This is a genomic window from Bacillus cereus group sp. MYBK95-2 (genome assembly GCF_051915225.1).
Taxonomy (GTDB): Bacteria; Bacillota; Bacilli; order Bacillales; family Bacillaceae_G; genus Bacillus_A; species Bacillus_A cereus.
In genome coordinates this window covers 408,459-426,200 of sequence record NZ_JBQAEH010000003.1, presented here as the reverse complement: position 1 = coordinate 426,200, position 17,742 = coordinate 408,459, and the positions used below count along the sequence as shown (strand labels likewise).

Below are 17,742 nucleotides of genomic sequence, written 5' to 3'. Positions count from 1 at the left end.
GCACGTCACCCTTTCTCATTAACATAAGAGAATAGTAATGTGCTTTTAATTTCAAAAATAGTCTAAATCCTTAAGTTGATGGTTGTGGGGCGGGACCCCATGCCCATCAACTTAAGAATTTGCTTTACCCCCAAGTGTAAAAAAAACGCCATCCTTTCCTATAAGTCTACAGAAAGAAAGCGTATTTTTTCATTTTAAGGGGTATTTTATTTTGTTAGCTTGATAGTGATGGGGCGGGACCCCAATAAGAACGGTATCTAAGATTGTATGAGAGGTGTTAGTTCCATTCCAAAGGCCTCAGCCAACGATTAACTCAAGTACCGATTTCGGATGACCCCCATGTGATGAAGTTCGTGTCCTGCTATGCCGTACGCGAGGGCGCGCGCCGTAATGCTTAGGTTGTTGGCTGTGCCCTTGCGGGTCCACGCCTCCGCCGATAGCCCGCGCAGCAATGTGATCGTTGATTGCCGTACGGCCCGGTAGTCTTCGGCCAATTGCGCGGTTGTCCAACTTCCGAAAGGAGGTATGAACAAGTCCTGATCGAAACCAGTCAGAGGCGTCTGATCCCCTCTTGCGAACCGGAGCAGGCGGTAGGTCATGACGCGTTCTGAGTCTGCAATGTGGCCCACGACTTCTTTCAGCGTCCATTTTCCTTCCGCATACCGATACGCGTACTGGCTTTCGGTCAACGATGCCAGGAGCTCGGTCATTTGCTTTTCCTGGGCGAGCAGAATATCGATGATTTCACCGTCCGGTACCAAACGGATATATTCGCCGGAGTTCCCGGCGTATTCTTCTTCTGACGGTCTTTGATTCATGCGTAGTCACCTCTTTATGTAGATATAGAAAATTATAGCACTCGTCTATGTCTAATAAATTCGCGAAATGATAGAACTTCCCTTCTAATAATTGAGGAGAAGCAACTATTTAGTTGGTCGGTCGCCACACTATCCTGATTCGTTAGCACAATAATCAATGCTAATCAATAATGCATAAAAATTATCTGTTATACAATATTTCGAAGGTATTAATATATAAAGGTAACACCTTCTTTTTTTAATTTAAAGATGAATTTTCAATTATATTTTGAAATGAACCGGAGTAAAATACACTAGTCTAACTACTTTTTTTATACTCTATTAACAAGGCAGTTATAGCATCCTGGTTTAGCGTTAAGAATGTGAATATATTCTACTTCTTTATTATCAAAAATTTCATCTATATTTTCTCTTAAATTTACACCTTCTGTAACCCTTGCTTCTACAATCATTGAGTCAGCATTGTAGCCGCGTACAGATAGATACCTATGATGTAACATATGCGGAATTTCATTTACATCTAGCTTAGCAGTAGTTGCTCCCTTTCGTATAAATATAGGACCACTTGCTTTATAAGGCGAATTAACACTATGATATTGGTAATTCAGTAAAATTACCTCTTCTCCTACCTCTGCATCCTTCAAACTTATCCTGCAAGGATATCCAGGATTTTTATTTGCTATTATTTTGACTGCCCCGATACTTTTTAATACTTCTTCATTCATTAGAAATAGGTTATTAAACTCCTTCTCTTGTAACGCAATGATTTGAAAGTTATTTCTCATATTCTATCCCTCCTTAATTAGTTGTTATAAAGCATTTCACTAATGATGCTACCACTAAAGTTCATAAAACTTGTTCAATAATCCTGCCCGTTTGTTGAGGAGTGAATTAAAAAGCTTACAATTCTATAACAGAGAAAAAATGGCTTATTATTGTTCAATACAAAGTTGTTTACTTTTAATCAATCAGTAATGATTTATCGAAAAATACGATGAGTACAAAGCACTCTTGTTAATTCATGCTATCTTTTGTTAAAGAACGTGAATTCAGTCAAGTTCTTGGTTTACGGTATTTCCACTATGGAAAGCACGGAATTGACTCGGTGAAAATCCTGTATTTCTTTTAAATGCATTATAAAAGCTAGATACACTTTGATAGCCTGTTTGATAACCAATCTCTGTACTATTAAAGACCGTTGTCAAGAGCAGTTCCTTTGCTTTCTTAACTCTGATCCTTTCTAGATATATTCGAGGAGTATACCCTGTTCTTTCTTTGAAAATCCGATTTAAATGAAAACGACTAACTCCTACCCTTGATGCAATTTCATTTAAAGACATGTTTGAACATAATTATTTTTTATCAATCGCATAGTATCTTCCAAAACGCATTCGAACGGGTCGTATATTTTTATATTTAGATCTGATCGGCATCTTTTGCATGGGCGATAGCCTGCCCTTTGAGCTTCGTGCACATTTGAAAAAAAGGATACATTTTCATAATTAGGAACCTTAGACTTGCAAGAAGGCCGGCAGAAAATTCCAGTTGTCTTTACTGCGTAAAAGAATATCCCGTCATACGCTAAATCACATGATACTGTTGCTTTCCACATGGTATCTCTAGAAAGATTATTTTGATCCTTCATTAGATTTTAATCCTCCCTTGTAGGCGAAAATCTTGATGCCCACCATGCCAGTGTGTTCTTCCTAAATAATTTAACGCCTGCTGCCATTGAAAGAACATAAACTATAATCCCAAGAGAAGTCGGTATAAACAAAATATCATCAAACGTTAGTGACAAAGCTTTTGTCACTAACACACCTGCTACCGAATTGCGTTAGGCTGGCTACAAAAGCATTCGCTGTCCCTGTACAAATAATTAAAGCTAAAACAGCTGTAACGACTTTGGCACCTCCACCTACTGTATCTCCCATTATAACACCAATAGGAGACAGGTTGCTTTCTTGACTGCCATACGTGGCCGTTCCAATAGTGACAAGGCTTAGCGCTAAAAATAATAATCCAATGACAACTGCACTAATAACTGCTCCTTTGACAATATCTTTTTCTGGCCTTTTAAAGTGCTCAGCCAGATTACAAATCGCCTCCCAACCGAAAAATGCCCAAAAGATAACCGTTATAGCGTTCCCGACAGAAAACCATCCATTTGGAACAAAGGGAGTAAAATTCCCCCATTGTATTCTTGGAAACGCCACAAATACAGCTGACGCTAAAAGGAACAGTAATAAGGAACTTAAAAACACTGCAACTTTACCACTAACATTTACGCCGTAATAATTGGAAACACCTGCAATTACCAAAATAAAGACGGCAATTATAATTGTTTCAAAATGCGAAAATCCAAATGCCTGACTGACGTAAAAAGCACCAGTTAAAGATACAATCGTTTGACCAACTGCTGCTGTTACAAAGTAAAACCACCCAACGATATTGCCAAGATGATATCCAAAAGAATTTCTAACAAAGGTTGCTGCTCCACCGGAATCAGGATATATCCGTGCCAAACTAGCAAAGGAATAAGCAAGCGGAAAACTAATTATAATAACGATAAACCAGGATACAATAGATGCAGGGCCCGCTATTGAGGCCGTTACCCCCGATAAAAAAAGGACACCTGATCCTAGAATAGCTGAAATGTATAACGCAATTCCTTGAAATAATCCAATGGCTTTATTGTTCATAATCTCCCTCCTTTTTATAGCATTTAGTGTACTAGTAAAGGGGGGGAATTCTTCTTGTTTTTTGCGGTTTAATTCGTTTAATAAAACAATCAAAAGCATTTTTATTATATTTCTTCTTCAACAATCTAGCCCAATTGTTGAAGAAAGTAGCCTGTTCCAATAAAGAACTTTATTGTTCAGTAAACAACTTGTCATGAAACCATAAAACGAACCGAAATTTTTCTTAAGAGTAGAAAATTCGGCTCGCTTTATGTTGGAATTTGCTTAGCGTATATTTTCGTTAAAATGTGAGCGGGATCCCATGCCCATCAAGCTAACATTTTATAGTACCCCCAGAACGAAATTTTGTACTATCTTGTAACAAAATGCTCATTTTTTCGTTTTGAGGTATTGGCGTTTCTTAGTCTGATGATGATAGGGGGACCCAAAACAGTACGATTTTATTTCAAAGACACAACGATCTTACTACACACTTTTTATTTATCCCACACTCTCATCTGCTACTATTACTATTTTTTATTACTAATGTTGCCGTTTCACTCGGATGGCTAAGAGGAAAATGATGGCCATATGGAACAAAATCAACCTTACCAAGATGCGATGGAGCAGAATAGGCTCTGTCATACTCCCCCCAAATAATGTGAAGATTATACTTTGTTACTTCATTGAAATCACCTTGATCGTTTTTCAGTAGTACACTGTTAAGCTGAACCGTAGTATTTAAAATTCTAGGAGAAGTAAAACTTTTACTTATCTTTTCAATATAATGTTCAGGGATGCTCTCCGTACTTTCAAACAAACCATTACTTAATAAATAACGCCCTATCAAATTAGTAGTTGCTAATTTTAATGTCCATTTGTTCATAAATTGAGGAACATTTAGCGATTTAGCATTTTTTTTAGCAACAGGTGGCTGAAGTAAAGTGATTGCATACTTCTCATCTATGTACTCTTGTACCAATGCTTCCAGAAGAATAAACGCACCGAATGAATGGCCAATTAGATGTGCACCATTCGTAGCTTTCTCCAATAACTTTTTCACTACATTCAAATAGATAGCTAGAAGATTTTTCTCTCGTTTAAAAGGAGAACGTCCCAAACCTGGAAGATCCAAGATCCATACAGGTTGACCAGTTTTTTCATGAAGCTCTTGCGCTAAAGGAAATAAATCCTCTCCATCACTCAATAAACCATGTAATAAAATAAACGGTTTACCCTTTCCTTGTAATTGGTAAAGGGTAGTGTTATCGCATAATGTTCGTTTAAATAAATGATTATGCCGGCCATTTTGATACATCATTCGATAATCCAGATCAGCTACTACAGCAGGGAAAAATTTCATTACACTCGTCTTCTTAAACCAATCTCCTCCCATAATTTTTTTCGCTGAAACATTTGAAAATTTTTGTTTTGTAATAAAATTCAGTCCATCAGAAGGAATTTTTGTTATTTTACTTCCTCCACTATTCATAATTGCTTTCATAAATGGCATTGGAACAGAGATTTTTGGTGCCCTCATATTCATACTTTCCGACATAATACTTAATAATTCAGCAATGTTTTGATCGTGCTGTTTGTCTTCAACAAGTGTATATGTTTGAATAGTCGGTTGCTCCAATCTGAAAACCTGCACAATAAACTTCGCAAGCTCATCGTTTGAAATAAGTGGTAACCTATATCCCTTACCTCCAGGAATCACTGGCATGAGCCCTCTTCGCATACTCATCACAAGCAAACCTAATCCTGCTATCTGCTCTGTACTCCCTGTTTTACTACTACCGACTACAGTTGGCGGATTAATTACAGAAAGCGGATAACCTACTGCTGATGCCTGCTGACGGATATAAAGATCTGCTAAAAATTTTGTTCTCTCATATGGATTTTTTATTTTCAAATAATTGTTTCCTTCTTTAAACACATCAATTGCAATCTTGCTATTTTTATCATCAAAAGGACTCATATAACCTACAACATGAATAAATTGTTGCAAACCCTTCAATTGATGAATACTTTTAGCTAATTCACTAATATGTTTGGCGCCATTTAAAAATACGGAAGCTGCTTCTTTACTTGTCGCTTGAATATCCATGGGGCCTCCTGCGTGAATAATCACATCCGTTTTCAATACCCTCTCCTTATCTTCAGCACTTAGACCTAAATCTATTTTCGTCAAATCACCTTCAATAAAGTGCATAACTTCCTTTTTTAAGATGCCTCTTTCTTGAAAAAGGCGTGTTGCTTTATTTTTCGACCTCACTAAAAGAAGAATTTTAACATCCTCTTTGGCTAATTCTTTTACTAATTGCTTTCCAATAAAGCCTGTTCCACCAGTTAAAAATACTGTTCTCATATAAAATCCCCCTTTTAGTACTATTTAGTACTAATTTGATGTAAAAAAAATGCTTCTTTTATCGAAGCAATTTTAAAAAATGATCTGCTGTTTTCGTGATTACAGTTGCATCCTTCAATGTTTCTGAAATAAATAACGCTCCTTCAAGATTTGTAATAAAAAGTGATGCAACCTCATCAATATTAATCGTATTTCTGAATTCTCCATTCTCTACCCCTTGTTTAAGTAATAGAGAAACTTTCTTTTGTAATCCTGTAAAAAAAAGACCTATTTTTTCTTTTATTTGCGTGGCCTGTTTAGGACTTTGAATATAAAGAGTAATAAATGGACAGCTCCCCTTATACTCCCTCGACTGAACTCCTTGTGATAATTGCTTTAAAAACAGTTGGATACGATCTTCAACTAAAAATTGGTTCTGAGAAAGTATGTCATCAATTGCAGATTGATACATTTCAATCCAATAATCAACGACCCCTTCTAATAATACTTCCTTATTAGAAAAGTGATAATACACATTAGACTTTGAAACTTTGCTTACACGTACTAATTCATCCATACTTGTATAAGCAAACCCTTTTTCTAAAAATAATGTTGCAGCTACTTCAATCACACGTTTTTGATTCATTAATTTTACCTTTGTCATAACTAGAACTATATAGTACTAATTTAAATATTGCAAGTATTTATGTTAATTTTCAAAAAAGTTTGATTAAAAAAGTTCCACTAACATTGATTTTACTGCAAAAAAATCTTATTTTAAATAAAGTTGAACTGAACCCCGAAATCGTTAATTTACTACCGTCTAATAGGGGGTCACCATACATGCCCATCAACTTAAGAAAAAGAAATGCTCCCAAAATGAAAAAATGAGCAGCTTCTCAGAATAACTATCTGTAGAGAAAGAAAATTTTAATTTAGGGAGATATGAAAATATTAGTTTGATGGTGATGCGGCGGTACCCCATATAAAGAAATTTTAAACATCTTAATCTGCCTTTCTTTTATGTAAATATGGGAATAACGAAATTACCCCAAGGATAGCTAAACAAGCTCCAATCCATAGCGGAGATACAAAACCATATCCTTTACTGATCCCAAGACCACCTAGTGACGAACCAATAACAATACCTAGCGTAATAAAAGAACTATGAACGGTATTTATCATTATGCCATTACTAGCTGTCTTCATCACCCTCGCAACCATAGCTGGATTCAATGCTACACCAGTTAAACCAATAAAAATCGTAGAAATCACTGCAATGTATTTATTCTCTGCACTTAAAGCAAATAAAGACAACCCTATGATTAATATAATTAGTCCACCCATAAGTATTTTCATTGTAAATTTATCAGCGAACTTGCCAATTATTATATTCCCAATTACCGTCGCACTACCATAGAGAGCAAGTAAATATGGAATACTTGCACTTGAAAACCCTGTAACATTTGTAAAGATAGGAGTGAAATAACTAAATGCTGCAAACGTACCACCAATAATGAACATACTTGTTACGTACGCTGCCCAAAGATGAATATTCTTAAATCGCAGAAGTTCGTCTTTCCAATTTAATTGCTCTTTATTTGAAGATGATGGTAACAACCGTTGAATCATAATCCCTGATACTAACACAAGAATAGAAACAGCCCCAAAACTAATACGCCAGCCAAAATATTGCGAAATAACGGTTGTTATAGGTAAGCCTAATACAGTTGCGAACATTAAACCTGCAAGTACAATTGATGCAGCTTTTCCCCTTGAATCAGAGTGAACCAATGTTGCAGAAAAGGAAATCGCAACTCCAAAAGCTGAAGCTGAAGCAATACCAGTTATAATACGTGAAATCATCATAATATCATAGTTCCAAGCAATAGCTCCGAGCGATTGACCAATTAAAAATACGAACATTAAAAACAATAATGCTTGTTTGCTGCGCATTCGTAAGAGGATTGCAGTTAAAATGGGGCCTCCTATTACCATTGCTCCTGCATAAGCTGAAATTAAATACCCAATAGATGCTACAGAAACCTGGAATGAAAGAGCAAGTTCATTCATCATACCTGCAACCATAAATTCTGATGTAGTCATACAAAAGATTGCTAAAGCTAATAAATAAATAATCGATGGCATAAAAACACTCCTTATTCATTATTGTAATGATCGGTACAGAAATAGTGCAAAAAAAGAGCGCACTAAGCGCCACAAATAGACTCTATTGTTCCTTTGATAACTTGTTCAGACAACATCCGATTTTGCATCGATACATTAAGAACACGGAATCCGTAATAACTGCTTAAAAGCAGACTAGCTAATTCCTCAGCTGATTGCTTCTTTGAAATTTCACCTGTTTGCAATCCTTCCTCCATCACTGTTTCAATAGCTTGTTTAAGAAGTTCAACATGCTTCGAGAAAATTTCTTGTACCATTAAATCGTTGTTAGCACGTTCTATACTGGCATTAATCAATAAACATCCTTTTTGATCCATATTCTCAAAGTCTTCTTTCAATGCCCATTCAAAAAAATTACTTAATCGTTCTTTAACTGGAATTGGAGTATGTAACAATTTCTTTTGTTCCCTAATCCCAATTTCATGGTAGCGTTCTAATACTTGTTTATACAGTTCATGTTTACTACCGAAAGTATTGTATAAACTTCCTTTTCCAAGTCCTGTATCACTGCATAAATCTTGTGTAGAACATCCTTCATATCCTCTTAACCAAAATGTTTTCATTGCAACATCTACAATTGAGGAATAATCAAACTCTCGGGGTCTGCCGCGTTTATTCAATCGTATCCTCCTCTCATTTTAAAGATAACATGAATAGAATACCCCTTTTTGTACCACTCAGTCAATAATTTTGTTTTATTGCTACTGTAAAATAAAATTTGATTATTTTAGATTACGAATAATTAAAAATAGCCCCCTTATTCCAGTTGCCTAGCGAAAAAATCACGTTTTAATAGACTTCTTTAGTATGTCTATCTTTCTATAAATTAGCGTGATGAGTATGGAGTAGTGCCTTTATAAGCAAAACCCTCCAGAAACATCTAAAATCTGCCCAGTTACCCAGCGGCTATCAGAAGAAGCAAGGAATGCTACTGCATCTGCAATATCTTCAACTTGCCCTATTCGTCCGAACACAGATGAATTCATAGCAAAATTTCGTATTTCCGGATCATCTAGCAATTTTGCATTGATATCTGTCTTCGTATATCCAGGCATAATTGTATTCACTGTTATACCTCTTTCTCCAAGATGTTTAGCTAGAGGCAGTGTCATCGTATTTAATGCACCTTTACTTAAGCCGTATGCAATGGACCCTGTAAAACCAAGTCGCACTTCAGCTGATGAAATGTTAATCACACGGCCCTCTGCTCGTATTAATGGTAATGTTTGCTGAATTAAAAAGAATGGTGCTTTAATATTCACAGACATAATTTCATCAAAAACTTCTTCTGTCGTATTTTCAATCGTTCCTTGTGTACCTATCCCTGCATTGTTTACTAAAATATCAATCTCTGATGTACCAACTTTTATTTGTAATTCATTCTTTAACTGTTTTACTAGCTTTTTGACACCATCAATTGAATTGAGTTCAGCTTCAATTAAGAACGCTTTTCCTCCATTAGATTCAATCTCACTAATCGTTTCATCTGCAGCTGTTTTATTTCGGCCGTAGTGAATCGCAACTAATGCTCCATCTTTCGCCAATCTCATCGCAATCGCACGGCCAATTCCGCGACTCGCTCCTGTTACTAACGCTACTTTTCCATCAAGATTCTTCATTTTTTCCATCCTTCCTAAATTTCCGTTTGATAAAAACCTATACTTATATTTTCATGTAAACACCAATCATTTTAAATATAGATTTATAGGTAATTTAGTTCGTTCGCTTATGATATTATAGTTACAATTCGTAATTTACTTTAGAAAACAAAAATAAGGAGGCTACACAATGCAAAACGCCGTAAAACTGGATGAAATCGATCATAAAATTATGAACTTGTTGTATGAAAATGCGAGAATTTCTGTTTCAGAAATAGGAAGAATTATATCCATGACGCAACCTGCTGTAAAAGAACGTATTAACAAGCTTGAAGATCAAGGAGTTATAGCGGCTTATCGAACGAAATTTGAGCCTGCAAAAATTAATAAAAACATTCAAGCATTCATCATGTTTAAAACGAGCCAATGCTCTGATTTTATCCAATATTGTAATGCAGCTCCTGAAGTAACAGATTTATTTCGAATTAGTGGGGAATTTAATTATATGATGAAGGTCATGAGCGATTCGATGGATTCCCTCGCTGCATTTTTAGACTCCTTAATGCAGTTTGGCTTATCATCTCCTTTAATAGTATTAAAGAGTGAGTTTGAGGAGAAATTGTCGTTTTGATAAAGGGATACGTATTATCCTCACTAACAGTAAAAGTTTCTCTTTCTTGAGAAAAACCAACAAAATCAATGATTAGTAACCAAAAAAAGAACATTGATTTTCAATGTTCTTTTTTATATCTCTACTTATTAATTAGATTGCTATTCGAAAAAAGCACCTTAATCCCCTTACCCTTGATTCCTCTGCGCCTCTCTAAACTCCTCCTTGACCTTCTCTAACAACCCTTCTTCCGTAATTAATCGATACGCCGTATTTGCTAATGCTTTTGCCGATGTAATTAATGCTTTATCTCCAAGTTCTGAACGTGCTGCTTCTCTAAATTCATTCGTATGTGCAATTAAATCATCTGGTCCGATTTTAATGTACGGATGAATTGTCGGTACAACTTGACTTACGTTTCCTGCGTCGGTTGAACCGATCCCTACTCTTTCTTTACGATTTACATCTTCACCTAATAGTTCTAGTTCTTCCGCTACAATATCGTTATATGTTTTTGTTACGAGTAATTCATCGATTTCATTTTGGAATTGATGGATTTTTACTTTTGCACCTGTTGCTAACGCTGCTCCCTCAGCAATGTTTCTTACTTTTTCTGTTACTTCCGCGCATCTTTTTCGCGTTGCTGCACGGATGAAGAACCTAGCTGCGGCATAGTCAGGAATAATGTTAGGTGCTTTTCCGCCTTCTGTAATGACGCCATGAATTCTCACGTCTGACGGAAGTTGTTGGCGAAGTGCGTTTATACCGTTATAGAGCTGAATAACCGCATCTAATGCATTAATCCCTTCTTCCGGCGAAGCTGCAGCATGAGCTGTTTTTCCGTAAAAATGAAAATCAAGTGGATCGACTGCTAGTGAAGGACTCGTTGTCGCTGTCTTTCCGCTCGGATGAATCATAAGCGCCGCATCAATGTCTTTAAATAAACCTGCCTTTACATAACTTGATTTCGCGCTACCATTTGGCCCGCCTTCTTCTGCTGGTGTACCAAACACAACAACTTCCCCGCCAATTTCTTCAAGCGTTTCTGATAATGCGATTGCTGCTGCAACGCTAATTGTGCCAATTAAATTGTGGCCACACGCATGGCCTAATCCTGGTAAAGCGTCGTACTCCGCTAAAAATGCAATTGCCGGTCCTTGTTTTCCAGAACTTTTTCGCGCGATAAATCCCGTTTCATGTCCAGCTATATTGTGCTGCAACTGAAATCCTGCACTGCCTAGCAATAAACTTAACGTTCTAGATGCATAAAACTCTTGGTTACCAATCTCTGGATTCGCATGAATATCATGACTTGTTTCTATGTACTTTTCCTTATTTCTTTCGATACTCTCTTCAATTGTTTTTCTTTGTGACGTTACTCCTGTCGCTCCCATTGTTCTTCCTCCTTTTATTTTCACATAAAAAAGCCTCTTTCTAAAAGATAGAAAGAGGCTTTTTTATATACAATCAAAATGAGCTTCTTTCTTATCTTTCAAGTTACCTTGCTGGAATTGGCACAGTATTCATAACGAATCCGCTGCCGAGGTATCATAGGGCCAGTCCCTCCACCTCTCGTGATAAGAATTTTCATAAAATTATATTAAATTATTTTTTATTCTAAGTTCATTCCAAGTAAAAGTCAAGGAATTCCTATCCGAATTTACCGAATATCTAAAAATCCTTTTAATACACCAATTGTCTCAGGTGCTTGCAGTCTTGCACATACGTACGGAAATTCCGTACTACCTTCAAACATCATTTGAGATGTAAGCGGTGCGCCTGCCCAGAAGATTTCATCATCAATTACGATAAACGGGAAAGCTTTATTTTGTCTTTGTAACTTTACATTTTTCAGTGGAACTGGTCCGTCACTATAAACTGTTATCTGTGCATTTGTGCGCATTAACGCTTGCCATACTCGCTTATCCACTTGTTTTGTACTTGGAAGTGAAATAATAATTTTTCGTTTTGCGGCTAAAATATCTTTCAATAACCCTTTCGGCTCTTCAAGATTCATTTCCATAAACCAGCGTAATCGTTTCGATATTTTTCGTTCCCACAATTGTCTTGATGTCGTGCGATCATACACATCTCCGTGACGTTCTATATGAGCTGTTAATTGTGACAACGCTTGTTTTCTTGAAAGATTTTTACGCATATAATGGCAATCTGATAATTGAATGAACTTCCCTCTCGCTCTTGTCACTGCTACATTGACGAGGCGATGGTTTTTATGGTCAAAGAATAATACGCCAGGTCGTTCTTGCGGATAACTGTCAACCGTATCAAAGATCATCATATCTCTTTCAGAACCTTGGAACTTATGAACTGTCGCCGCTAAAACTGGTATGTGTTGATATTTCGTTCTCTGCAACATTTCTCTAATACACGTCGATAAAAAGCGTGACTGCGCCCTGTAAGGTGTCACAACACCAATCGACTGAACACCGTCTAACAATCCGATTAACATCATTTGCATCGCTACTAAACCAGACATAATGTTAAAACGTGAACCAGAAGCAGCATCTTTTAACGAAAAAGCTCCCATTTGGCTCGTATCAAATAAAACACTCGCTTCATTTGCGAACGGTTGCAATTGCGCAAGTTCTTTACGCTCTGAAACAGACGGATGATCGTATACTCTATTTTTATAAATAAACGAATTCGTAAACTTCGATATATCCGCATGCATACGTCTTTGTTCCTGCAACATAAATAGGTTTGGGTGTGCTTCTGATTTATTAACAGACTCAACAATCCCAGCATGGTAAAACATATCTTCCCCAAGCCATTTGCGAACGAGTTCATGATTTGCCATCGCAATTGGAGGTAACTGTAAAAAGTCACCACAAACGACGATACGTTTTCCAAGTGAAGCAGCTAATGCAATTTGCGGAACATATGCCATACTTACTTCATCTACGACAACTAAATCAAATGTACGCTCATAAATAAGTGAATCAATGGCACATTTCGATAAAGTTGCGCCGATTACTTTCGCATTTTCAATGTATTCTTTTTCTACTTCTTTAATTTTCGCTTTTTGCTTTCGAAGATCACTTTCAATCTCTTGAATACGCTTCTTATCAGAGGCCGTTGCTTGATACGATAAGATTTTTTCTCGAAGCTCTTGGCGTGTTTCTTCTAAATAGAGCCTTTCTTCTCCCCATGATCCGTTCGTCGTTTCAACTAACTTCGACGCAAGTAACGTTTCATGATTTCGTATATGTTCGTGTTGACTATAACCGTAACGAACAATTTCGCCAGGCGTCCATTTCTTTTTCTTTTCAATTTGCTTCGTTACTTCACTCATTAATACGTCTACTGCCGCATTACTATGAGCTAACACAAGTACCGATTTTCCTTTTTGATAATGGGCCGAAATAATACGTGATAAATTGTAAGACTTCCCTGTTCCCGGCGGTCCCCATACGTACGTTGTCGGATTATAAAACGCGCGATATGCCAGTTCATTTTTTGGATTTTTCATCTTCTCAATATGTTTCGGGCTGCTCGTCCCATCAACAAGACGCTTTATACGATTACGTTTCAGCTTATCTTTACGTGCTTCTTTCAATCGCTCTTGCAGTTGCTCTAAAAGTTGCCACGGTTCACTGTATAAAACCGCTTCTCTTATTTCACCTTGTATATAATCATTTAATTTCAGTTCTATTTCTAATCCATGTACAGATAATACTTCTCCTGTCGCTTCCTCACCATCGAACTCAATTCGAATCGGTGAACCTTCAGGTAAGCTTACTTCCGAAATAAGCTGAAATACGTATACTGTACTTTCATAATCTGTATATAAAAAACGACCATTCATGATAGAAATTTTACTACCACCTATCGTTTTCCAATGTTTAATTTCATATGCTAATGCATAATGCCACTCTTTCATCGTTTCCGATAATGAAGGAGTTTGAGTATTTGTATTCATCGTATAATCTCCTTCCTTCTCCCCAAACATACTTTCTCACTATACCATATAACACGCTAAAATTTGTAAGGTTTTTATCTTGCTTATTTTCTTAATTTTCAATAATATATTGTATATAATTTTCAGAAAGAAGGAATCTACATGCCAGTTAGAAGAATAGAACACGTTGGACTTATGGTTGCAAACTTAGAAGCATCTATCTCATTTTATGAAGAAGTAGTCGGCTTACAGCTCCTTAAACGTATGGGGCACCCGAACCCAGACTTAAAACTCGCTTTTTTAGGTGTGGAAGAATCGAAGGAAACGATACTCGAACTCATTGAAGGTTATAACTCTTCTCTTCCGGCAGAAGGAAAAGTACATCACATTTGCTTTAAGGTAGATTCATTAGAGGATGAAATTGAAAGAATACAAAAACACGGCGTAACCTTTTTACTAGGAGAAGAAATCGAAACATTACCAGATGGAACACGTTACATATTCTTCGCTGGCCCTGATGGAGAGTGGATTGAGTTTTTTGAGACAGAGAGATAAAGTGAAACTTTAGTCAGCCCACAATAAACGGGATAATAACTTTATGATTCACATAAGGAGTAGAAACTGATGAATACAGTTTTTATTATCGTTTTTTGGGTACTTATACTATTTCCACTTCTTAATATAATTCTGATAAAGAAGTGGAATATAAGTCCCATTGATCTCATGGGGGTATTTGGCAATTTAAAAATGCTGTTTACTTATAGCACTTTTACGAATGCAAAAATAGCCAAAATACGCAAGCAGTTTCGCATAAAAACTTGCATATTTTAGGCTGTTTAATTGTACTCCTTATTTTGTTAAAGTTACCCGTCGGTTCAATTCCAAAGATCTCAGCTGAAGATTAACTCAAGTACCGATTTCGGATGACCCTCATGTGATGAAGTTCGTGTTCTGTATCCGCTACACTATCTGTAGCAACAGTTGCTATCTCATTTTCTTCAACACTTGACAATGTAACACCTTCTTTTCAAATTCAAAGAAAAGTTTTTATTTTTCAGCATAAAGCATTATAACTAAACTGTTCTCATACAAAATTTTATAAAAAAAAGAAAAGCGAGGATCCCTCATATCCCCGCTATATCAATGATGTATAAAATCCTATATAAGAGATACATAGACAAAAACAAGAACCCCTGTACATACAAGGATTCTATGAAATTATTTGCTACCGATAATGGGGCGTTGTGTTAACTATATACGAATATCATATTCATCCAAAATTGCCCTTATTGATGGTACAATTAAAGTCTTGGAGGGGGATTATGGGAATTATTTTATATTTTGCATTTTATTTTGGAGTACTGTTTCTTATAATTGGTACTGCATTAGTTTTATTTATTATGGCTGCATTACCAAAAATCTGGAGTAAAAATCTATCATTCGTAATGATCGGTTTAGGGATAAATATACTTACTATTCCGTTGTCTTTTTTTATAGGTGGGATGGCAACAGATTCTCCTGATAGTACTAGGTTAGATTTTTGGAAAGGATTTTTCTTTATTCAAAAAATACCGCTCTTTTTACTGAGTTTTTTATTATTTTTAACTGTGGTGTTGTGGTTTATTCGTAAGAACAAGAAAAGAGTAAACATATAGAATTTCAAAACGACTTCCAATAACAAGAATTATGTAAATAAGCTGTCCATGTGGACAGCTTATTGTTTTTTTTGCTTAGCGTGCAAAATTCGAGTCTTGTTGGCGGTACCCCATCGCTATCAAGCTAAGCTCATACAACATCAAAGTCATTACAGCTCCATGAGTGCCTAATACTACTTTCCTTTTAAACATATAATTACATTTCTATTATTTATTTTACCACTTGTACAGATGCTGGTTTCCACCCTTGATTCTCTACCCAATCAATATTAACCTTATATTTTTTATTACTTTGTTTATCTCGTACATTACCGTAGGCTTTATTATTACCATTATTTCCAATAAAATCGAAAATCAATTGGCTCTCTGGAACATCAACAGCATAAGAGATTGCTTTTTTCATCTCACTCCAATCTACTGTTCCTTCTTTAAATTTCATATCAGGTTTTGCTCCTTGCTCTGTACCAATTGGCTTCCATGAAGGATTAGTTTGAGGATCCTTTTCTTGAGATACCGTTTTTTCTTCCTCTTTATTTTCAGTTCCGTTCGTTTTTACCGATTTTTCTACTTTTTGTTTCCCTTCTAACTGTGCTGCTTCTTTATCTTCGCTTTTCTTTTCTTCTATCTTTGCTATTTCTTTATCTTTAGTTTTCTTCTCTTCTAACTTTGTTGCTTCTTTATCTTCAGTTTTCTTCTCTTCTATCTTTGCTGTTTCTTTATCTTCAGTTTTCTTCTCTTCTATCTTTGCTGTTTCTTTATCTTCAGTTTTCTTCTCTTCTATCTTTGTTACTTTCTTTTCTTGAGCAATTGCTTTCGTTGATGTATTAGAAGGGGTAAACAATTGGTATGTCACTATACCAACTGTCACTAATACCAAAGTAAATGCAATATTAAAAATTGCCTTTTGACGACGATTCTGTTGTTTTTCTTGAAATCTGCTTACTTGTCCCATTCTTCAAACCTCCGTGTTTACTTTCTCCTCTACTCTTTATGTGTTATCCCTAAAATTCTTAATATTTTTATTAAACAATAGAAATAAACTACACTTTCCATACAGGATTTCATATCATAATAAAATTTGTGTTTTTTCAAGTATCTGACATATGTTATTCAAAATAGTTTAATACATTAAAAATTGATAAGCTTCTGCACTTAAGAAACCTTCAATTTTATTCAAAGGTGATTCCAATTACGTCCACATTAGATCTCCTGTAGAAAGCTTTTTAACAATTAAACCTCTTCTTCCCTTATTAATAATTTTAAAATTAAATTTCCCTCTATAGTATAATAAAGATGTTTCGTTTTCTAATGGGGTATGTCGTAAAATCAAAAGAGATTTTATCTCTTTTACCTTCTTTTCAGAGTAAAGTTCACCACTAGGAAATTCTATTATTCCTAATGTAATCTTTAATTCGCTCTCATCAAAAGTCCACTCTTTATTAAGTTCTCTTATCTTTTGTATAAAGCTTCTTTTGGTTTGTCCTATATAGAGCAATGTTATATTCTTAGCAAATACTCTAGAGATTGCAAATATCCCCTTCTTAGAAGCTTCTTCCCTATTATAAAAGTCATTTATACTATACATGCCATACCACTTAATATGTACTGTTTCTATGAACCTCACCTCGTTTTTAGACAATATTATAATTTCTGAATGTTCGAATTATTATGGGTACATATGCTTGATTACTTGAATTATAAATTGTGCTTTTCAATAATACATTTTATTATTACTAATTTCAATAATGAAGAAAAAATACAATATTATAGTTTAATTACAAAGCTTTATAAAAAACAAAGTGATTTCGTGCCACATATTTTCTTTTTTTACAATATCAAACTATCGTGAACGAAATTTTGAAAGTTATGGAATAAAAATACAATGTGTATGTACATACATTTCTATTAATTGAAGAAAAAGAGT

At 35.5% G+C, this 17,742-nt stretch carries 14 protein-coding genes, 2 pseudogenes and 1 riboswitch; of the genes and pseudogenes, 3 read left to right on the top strand and 13 right to left on the bottom strand.

All coding sequences use genetic code 11. The features are described from left to right. Window positions 1-308: 308 nt before the first annotated feature. The 9 genes and pseudogenes from ACTFN4_RS13570 to ACTFN4_RS13530 all read right to left on the bottom strand — a co-directional run bounded on the left by ACTFN4_RS13570 (window position 309) and on the right by ACTFN4_RS13530 (window position 9,655). Window positions 309-818 (bottom strand): DinB family protein, encoded by a 510-nt coding sequence (locus ACTFN4_RS13570; protein WP_439962428.1) that lies wholly within the window; start codon window positions 816-818, stop codon window positions 309-311. Between the two features lie 311 nt (window positions 819-1,129). Further along, complete coding sequence (locus tag ACTFN4_RS13565) at window positions 1,130-1,603, bottom strand: DUF1203 domain-containing protein (RefSeq protein WP_063547862.1); 474 nt, start codon at window positions 1,601-1,603, stop codon at window positions 1,130-1,132. 264 nt (window positions 1,604-1,867) lie between these two features. Next, window positions 1,868-2,463, bottom strand: a pseudogene (locus ACTFN4_RS13560) (bifunctional transcriptional activator/DNA repair enzyme AdaA). Window positions 2,464-2,487: 24 nt separating this feature from the next. After that, window positions 2,488-3,520 (bottom strand): annotated as a pseudogene (locus ACTFN4_RS13555) (APC family permease); the annotation flags it as partial. Window positions 3,521-4,013: 493 nt separating this feature from the next. Continuing rightward, complete coding sequence (locus ACTFN4_RS13550; protein WP_439962427.1) at window positions 4,014-5,870, bottom strand: alpha/beta fold hydrolase; 1,857 nt, start codon at window positions 5,868-5,870, stop codon at window positions 4,014-4,016. A gap of 58 nt (window positions 5,871-5,928) precedes the next feature. Then, window positions 5,929-6,495, bottom strand: a complete 567-nt coding sequence (locus ACTFN4_RS13545) for a TetR/AcrR family transcriptional regulator (protein ID WP_001072312.1) — start codon at window positions 6,493-6,495, stop codon at window positions 5,929-5,931. A 359-nt stretch (window positions 6,496-6,854) separates the two neighbouring features. Further along, the gene (locus ACTFN4_RS13540; protein WP_439962425.1) at window positions 6,855-7,997 is read right to left on the bottom strand and encodes an MFS transporter; all 1,143 of its coding nucleotides are present in this window, start codon (window positions 7,995-7,997) and stop codon (window positions 6,855-6,857) included. 62 nt (window positions 7,998-8,059) lie between these two features. Further along, entirely contained in the window at window positions 8,060-8,656 is a 597-nt protein-coding gene (locus tag ACTFN4_RS13535; RefSeq protein WP_063547868.1) for a TetR/AcrR family transcriptional regulator, read from the bottom strand. Window positions 8,657-8,890: 234 nt separating this feature from the next. Further along, window positions 8,891-9,655, bottom strand: coding sequence for an SDR family oxidoreductase (locus tag ACTFN4_RS13530; protein ID WP_439962423.1), 765 nt, complete (start codon window positions 9,653-9,655; stop codon window positions 8,891-8,893). A 169-nt stretch (window positions 9,656-9,824) separates the two neighbouring features. Here ACTFN4_RS13530 and ACTFN4_RS13525 point away from each other — a divergent pair, with 169 nt between their 5' ends. Continuing rightward, window positions 9,825-10,265, top strand: a complete 441-nt coding sequence (locus ACTFN4_RS13525; protein WP_001178563.1) for an Lrp/AsnC family transcriptional regulator — start codon at window positions 9,825-9,827, stop codon at window positions 10,263-10,265. 167 nt (window positions 10,266-10,432) lie between these two features. Here the strand turns inward: ACTFN4_RS13525 and ACTFN4_RS13520 are convergent, their stop codons facing one another. Continuing rightward, window positions 10,433-11,638, bottom strand: a complete 1,206-nt coding sequence (locus tag ACTFN4_RS13520) for a M20 family metallopeptidase (RefSeq protein ID WP_000501367.1) — start codon at window positions 11,636-11,638, stop codon at window positions 10,433-10,435. 88 nt (window positions 11,639-11,726) lie between these two features. Continuing rightward, window positions 11,727-11,828: riboswitch (SAM riboswitch) on the bottom strand. Window positions 11,829-11,904: 76 nt separating this feature from the next. After that, entirely contained in the window at window positions 11,905-14,214 is a 2,310-nt protein-coding gene (locus ACTFN4_RS13515; RefSeq protein WP_439962421.1) for an AAA domain-containing protein, read from the bottom strand. A 111-nt stretch (window positions 14,215-14,325) separates the two neighbouring features. On the opposite strand from ACTFN4_RS13515, the gene ACTFN4_RS13510 reads away from it, so the two are divergent. Then, window positions 14,326-14,718 carry a VOC family protein gene (locus tag ACTFN4_RS13510; protein ID WP_001145268.1) on the top strand — a complete coding sequence of 131 codons (393 nt, stop codon included), beginning with the start codon at window positions 14,326-14,328 and terminating at the stop codon, window positions 14,716-14,718. 767 nt (window positions 14,719-15,485) lie between these two features. After that, complete coding sequence (locus ACTFN4_RS13505; RefSeq protein ID WP_439962420.1) at window positions 15,486-15,818, top strand: hypothetical protein; 333 nt, start codon at window positions 15,486-15,488, stop codon at window positions 15,816-15,818. Between the two features lie 211 nt (window positions 15,819-16,029). Here ACTFN4_RS13505 and ACTFN4_RS13500 read toward each other — a convergent pair whose 3' ends face one another. Both ACTFN4_RS13500 and ACTFN4_RS13495 read right to left on the bottom strand, forming a co-directional pair. Then, a complete protein-coding gene (locus tag ACTFN4_RS13500) occupies window positions 16,030-16,770 on the bottom strand; it encodes a YrrS family protein (protein WP_000532032.1) in 741 nt (246 codons plus the stop codon). 237 nt (window positions 16,771-17,007) lie between these two features. Continuing rightward, window positions 17,008-17,442 carry a sodium:proton symporter gene (locus ACTFN4_RS13495; protein WP_322357040.1) on the bottom strand — a complete coding sequence of 145 codons (435 nt, stop codon included), beginning with the start codon at window positions 17,440-17,442 and terminating at the stop codon, window positions 17,008-17,010. Between the last annotated feature and the right edge of the window lie 300 nt (window positions 17,443-17,742).

Excerpts from the sequence above, each read along its gene's own strand:
- ACTFN4_RS13500 (WP_000532032.1), bottom strand. The coding sequence starts at position 16,770 with ATGGGACAAGTAAGCAGATTTCAAGAAAAACAACAGAATCGTCGTCAA.
- ACTFN4_RS13550 (WP_439962427.1), bottom strand. The coding sequence starts at position 5,870 with ATGAGAACAGTATTTTTAACTGGTGGAACAGGCTTTATTGGAAAGCAA.
- ACTFN4_RS13565 (WP_063547862.1), bottom strand. The coding sequence starts at position 1,603 with ATGAGAAATAACTTTCAAATCATTGCGTTACAAGAGAAGGAGTTTAAT.
- ACTFN4_RS13530 (WP_439962423.1), bottom strand. The coding sequence starts at position 9,655 with ATGAAGAATCTTGATGGAAAAGTAGCGTTAGTAACAGGAGCGAGTCGC.
- ACTFN4_RS13545 (WP_001072312.1), bottom strand. The coding sequence starts at position 6,495 with ATGAATCAAAAACGTGTGATTGAAGTAGCTGCAACATTATTTTTAGAA.
- ACTFN4_RS13540 (WP_439962425.1), bottom strand. The coding sequence starts at position 7,997 with ATGCCATCGATTATTTATTTATTAGCTTTAGCAATCTTTTGTATGACT.
- ACTFN4_RS13510 (WP_001145268.1), top strand. The coding sequence starts at position 14,326 with ATGCCAGTTAGAAGAATAGAACACGTTGGACTTATGGTTGCAAACTTA.
- ACTFN4_RS13525 (WP_001178563.1), top strand. The coding sequence starts at position 9,825 with ATGCAAAACGCCGTAAAACTGGATGAAATCGATCATAAAATTATGAAC.
- ACTFN4_RS13515 (WP_439962421.1), bottom strand. The coding sequence starts at position 14,214 with ATGTTTGGGGAGAAGGAAGGAGATTATACGATGAATACAAATACTCAA.
- ACTFN4_RS13520 (WP_000501367.1), bottom strand. The coding sequence starts at position 11,638 with ATGGGAGCGACAGGAGTAACGTCACAAAGAAAAACAATTGAAGAGAGT.
- ACTFN4_RS13505 (WP_439962420.1), top strand. The coding sequence starts at position 15,486 with ATGGGAATTATTTTATATTTTGCATTTTATTTTGGAGTACTGTTTCTT.
- ACTFN4_RS13570 (WP_439962428.1), bottom strand. The coding sequence starts at position 818 with ATGAATCAAAGACCGTCAGAAGAAGAATACGCCGGGAACTCCGGCGAA.